General features: G+C 71.8%; 4 protein-coding genes. All 4 read right to left on the reverse strand.

Features of this window, described 5'->3' with window-relative positions:
• Window positions 1–107: 107 nt before the first annotated feature.
• The 4 genes from ACFWMR_RS42420 to ACFWMR_RS42435 are packed head-to-tail and all read right to left on the reverse strand — an operon-like array spanning window position 108 to window position 4,385.
• Complete coding sequence (locus ACFWMR_RS42420) at window positions 108–896, reverse strand: LLM class F420-dependent oxidoreductase (RefSeq protein ID WP_093933396.1); 789 nt, start codon at window positions 894–896, stop codon at window positions 108–110.
• Window positions 893–1,822, reverse strand: coding sequence for a phytoene/squalene synthase family protein (locus tag ACFWMR_RS42425; RefSeq protein ID WP_378382475.1), 930 nt, complete (start codon window positions 1,820–1,822; stop codon window positions 893–895). The genes ACFWMR_RS42420 and ACFWMR_RS42425 overlap by 4 nt, the downstream gene beginning before the upstream one ends.
• Window positions 1,819–3,294: a phytoene desaturase family protein gene (gene crtI / locus ACFWMR_RS42430; protein WP_378382476.1), complete on the reverse strand. Its 1,476-nt coding sequence runs from the start codon at window positions 3,292–3,294 to the stop codon at window positions 1,819–1,821. The genes ACFWMR_RS42425 and crtI overlap by 4 nt, the downstream gene beginning before the upstream one ends.
• Window positions 3,294–4,385, reverse strand: a complete 1,092-nt coding sequence (locus ACFWMR_RS42435; protein WP_378382477.1) for a polyprenyl synthetase family protein — start codon at window positions 4,383–4,385, stop codon at window positions 3,294–3,296. The genes crtI and ACFWMR_RS42435 overlap by 1 nt, the downstream gene beginning before the upstream one ends.
• Between the last annotated feature and the right edge of the window lie 109 nt (window positions 4,386–4,494).

The following is a 4,494-nucleotide window of genomic DNA, read 5'->3' on the forward strand; positions in this document are numbered from 1 at the left end:
GAAGGGGGCCTTCATGTACCGCAGGTGGGCGAGCGCCGGTACCGAGTGGGGTCGTGAGTGGTAAAGCCGGTTAGAACCGTCCTCGCCACTCACGAGCCCGAAAGCGGTCAGGACTGCTGCTTGTCGCGCCAGGCGATCCAGGCCCGCAGCTTGTCCAGGTTGTAGTCCGGCCCACCGGTCCCCACGGTGAACAGTGAGACGCCGTGCTCCAGCAGCTTCGGGCCCAGCTCCTCGGGGTCTCCGTCGACACCGACCGAACGCTCGATCTCCTTCGGGTCCCGGCCGATGTCGGCGCAGTGCTGGTCGAGGATCTTGACCTTGCGCTCCACGACCTCCGGGTCGCCGAAGCCGTGCCAGATGTCGGCGTGCTTCGCGACCAGGCGCAGCGTCTTCTTCTCGCCGCCGCCACCGATCAGCACCGGGATGTCGCGGGTCGGCGCCGGGTTCAGCTTGCCGAGCCTGCTCTCGATCCGGGGGAGCGCCTCGGCGAGGTCGTCGAGCCGCCCGCCGGCGGTGCCGAACTCGTAGCCGTACTCGTCGTAGTCTTTCTCGAACCAGCCGGAGCCGATGCCGAGGATCAGCCGTCCGTCGGAGATGTGGTCGACGGTGCGGGCCATGTCGGCGAGCAGTTCGGGGTTGCGGTAGCTGTTGCACGTCACCAGCGCGCCGATCTCGACCCGCGACGTGGACTCCGCCCAGGCGCCCAGCATGGTCCAGCACTCGTAGTGCAGTCCCTCGGGCTCGCCGTAGAGCGGGTAGAAGTGGTCCCAGTTGAAGACGATGTCCACACCGAGGTCTTCGGCCTCCGAGGCCGCCCGGCGGATCGCCTTGTACTCGGCGTGCTGAGGCTGCAGCTGGACGCCGATCCGGATCTTCCTGTTCGCAGCAGTGGTCATGATCGCAGCCTAAGCCTGGAGTTGCTCCACGTGCTCGCCAGTAACCTCGGAAGGGCGACCGCCATCCGACGTCGCCGGGGGACGACGGCGCGGGTGTTCAGCACGTCGTAACCGAGGGCCGCGATCTCGTCCAGAATGCCTTCGTAGAGCGCGAGCGCCGTCCGCACGCAATCCCGGGATTCCTCGCGCAGCAACGGGATTCCCGCTTCCGCGCGGCGGTACACCGCCCGGTTGCGCGCGACCGCCACGGCGAGGGCCCGCCGCACCCGCCGGTCCGGCAGGCCGCGGGCGCGCGACCATTCGAGCAGTTCGCGGTCGACGCCGAACGCGGCCAGTTCGCCGGTGGGCAGGTAGAGCCTTCCCCGGTCGAGGTCTTCGCCGACGTCGCGCAGGAAGTTGGTCAGCTGGAACGCTTCGCCCAGCGCGGCGGCGCCGGGCACGGCGTCGGCGACCGGGACGACGGTGCCGAAGACCGGCAGCATCTGGAGCCCGATGACCTCGGCCGAACCGTGGATGTACTCCTTGAGGTCGGCGTAGGTCGCGTATTCGGTGATCTTGAGGTCCATCGTCATGGACCGCAGGAACGCGTCGAACAGCTCACGGTCCAGGTCGTGGCGCCGCACGGTGTCGGCGAGGGCGGCCAGCACCGGGTCGGCGGGCGTTCCACCGTCGAAGACCTGGCCGACCATGACGGCGACGTCGTCCAGCGCGACAGCGGGATCGGTCCCGGGCGCGGGGTTGTCGACCACCTCGTCCGCCATCCGCGCGAAGCCGTACAGCGCGTGCGCGAACGGCCGCGTGCGGGGCGGCAGCAGCCGGGTCGCGAGGAAGAAGGTGCGGCCGTAGTGCGCGTTGACGCGGCGGCATTCGGTGTACGCGGCCCGCAACGCCGGTTCGGTGATGCCCGCGGCGTCGAGTTCGTTCATCGGCCGGTGACCCTTCCCGCCGCGAGCCTGCCGGAGATCACCACCGGCGGGATGCCGACCCCCGGCGTCGTCCCGCAGCCCGCGAGCACGACGTTGTCGGCCGCCCGCAGCAGGTTCCCCGGGCGGAACGGGCCGGTCTGGGCGAAGGTGTGCGCGAGCGAGAACGGGGTGCCCGCGGTCAGCCCGCGCTCCGCCCAGCCCGCCGGGGTGATCGTCTCGTCGACGGTGAAATCGTCCGGGAACCCGGTGAGGCCGCGGTTTTCCAGCGTGCGCAGGAGTTCCGTGCGATAGGCGGGCCCGACCCGGCCCCAGTCGATCTTGCCGCGGCGCAGGTTCGGCGCCGGGGCCAGCACCGAGATCACCTGGTCGCCGCCGGGGGCGAGGCCCGGTTCGGTCGCGGTCGGCCGGGTCACCAGCAGCGACGGATCGCTCATCAGCCTGCCCTCGCGGATGATCTCCGAGAACGTCCTTTCCCAGGCCTGGCCGAAGAAAATGGTGTGGTGGCCCAACTCCGGCCACGATCGCGGCGCGTGCCCGTGCAGCACCACGGCCGACGGCGAGTACCGCAGCGGCAGCGGACGACGCGGGCGGGCGCCGAGCAGCCGGTACGCGGTGCCGAGTTCGGTCGCGAGAACCACGGTGTCGCAAGGGATCCGCTCGCCGGAGCGGGTCCGCACCGCGCGCACCCGCGAGGAAACCCTTTCCAGCCAAGCGGCTTCGGTGCCGAACCGCACTTCCGCGCCCGCGCGCCCGGCCGCGTTCGCCATCGCCCGCGCGATCTCGCCCATCCCGCCCGACGGGTAGTAGACCCCGCCGACGGTGTCCATGTAGGAGATGACGCCGTACGCGCCGATCGCGCGCGCCGGGTCGAGTCCCGCGTAGAGCGCCTGGAAGGAGAACAAGCGGCGCACCCGGTCGTCGCGCAGGAAGCCGCCGATCTTCGGGCCGAGCCGCCCGAAGCCGCCCAGTGCGGCCAGTTTCGCCAGTTCCGGGCGCGCGAGGTCGAGCGGGGAGTCGAAGTTCGCGCCGATGAACCGATCCTTCTGCACCGCGTACAGCTCGGTCAGCCAGCGCCGGAGCAGGCGGTAGCCCTCGGCTTCGGCCGGACCGGCGGCCTCGCGGATCTCGGCCTCCATCGCCGCCGCGTCGGTGTGCACGGCGATGGTGCTGCCGTCGGCGAACCTCGCGCGGTACGCGGGGTCGAGCCGTGTCAGTGTCAGGTTGTCGGCCAAGGATTCGCCGACCGCCGAGAACGCCTCGTCGAGCAGTTCCGGCATGGTCAGCACGCTGGCCCCGGTGTCGACGGTGTTGCCGCCGAAATCCGCCTGTCCGGCGCGTCCGCCGGGAGTCTTGTCCTGCTCCAGCAGGGTCACGCGGCGTCCGGCGCCGAGCAGGTGCAGCGTCGCCGACAGCCCGGCGAGCCCGCCACCGATCACCACCACGTGGTCACTCGGACCGGTGACGGTGCGCATCAGTACGTCCGCTGGGTCGCCTTGACGACCAGCCCGGTCAGCGCGGCGGGAGCGGGCTCGGCCAGGTGGGCGCGGTCCAGCGCCGCCATCGCGGACTCGGTGAGCTCGTCGATGCGGCGTTCCACCGCGTCGACGGCGCCGACGTCGAGCAGCGCCTCGCGCACGGTCTCGACGGCGTCTTCGGACAGGTGCGCGTCGCCGATGGCGTCGGAGATGACCTTCGACGCGGCGTTCTTGCCCTGCTCGGCCGCGCGCTGGAGACCCAGCGCGACCAGCAGCGTCCGCTTGCCCTCGCGCAGGTCGTCGCCCGCGGGCTTGCCGGTGACCGACGGGTCGCCGAACACGCCGAGCAGGTCGTCCCGCAGCTGGAACGCCACGCCGACCTCGTCGCCGAATTCGCGCAGCGTCGCGATCAGGGCGTCGTCGGCGCCGCCGAGCGCGGCACCGAGGTGCAGCGGGCGCATGACGGTGTACGCGGCCGTCTTGAGCTTGCAGATGTGCAGCGCCGCCTCGGGGGAGGCGTCGCCGGTGGCCTGGGTGCGGACGTCGAGGTACTGGCCCGCGAGGACTTCGGTGCGCATCGCGCGCCACGCGGGCCGCGCCGCCGCGAGGGCCGCGGGCGGGAGCGGGGCCTCGCCGAACATGTCGTCGGCCCAGGCCAGCGCCAGGTCGCCGACCAGGACGGCGGTCGCGAGCCCGAACGTGCTCGGCGAACCCAGCCAGCCGCTGTCGGCGTGCAGCTTCGCACCCGCGATGTGCACCGTCGGGGAACCGCGGCGCGAATCGGAGGAGTCGATGAGATCGTCGTGGATGAGCGCGCACGCCTGGATCAGCTCCAGGCTCGCCACCGCCTGGAGCACGCCTTCGACGTCCGGCCCGTCCGGGTCGCCGCCCGCGCCGCGCCAGCCCCACCAGGCGAACGTCGGGCGCAGGCGTTTGCCGCCGCCCAGCACGAACCCGGCCAGCGCGTCGATCCCGACGCCCACGGTCGGCTCGGCGCGGCGGATTTCGGCACCGGCGCGCTCGAGGAACCCGGCCAGCGCCCGCTCGACGTGGGCGGGCAGATCGGCGTCGTAGGCGGACGTGTTCATGAGCACATCCTCCGGGAAGGACGCCGCCGTGACCCAGTCGGGTGCCTCCGAATGTGGCGAATCAGACGCACCCCCGCTCGCGTTTAGTCCTCTGGATGCGGTCTTTGCG

Source organism: Amycolatopsis thailandensis, from assembly GCF_042723255.1.
GTDB classification, from domain to species: domain Bacteria; phylum Actinomycetota; class Actinomycetes; order Mycobacteriales; family Pseudonocardiaceae; genus Amycolatopsis; species Amycolatopsis thailandensis.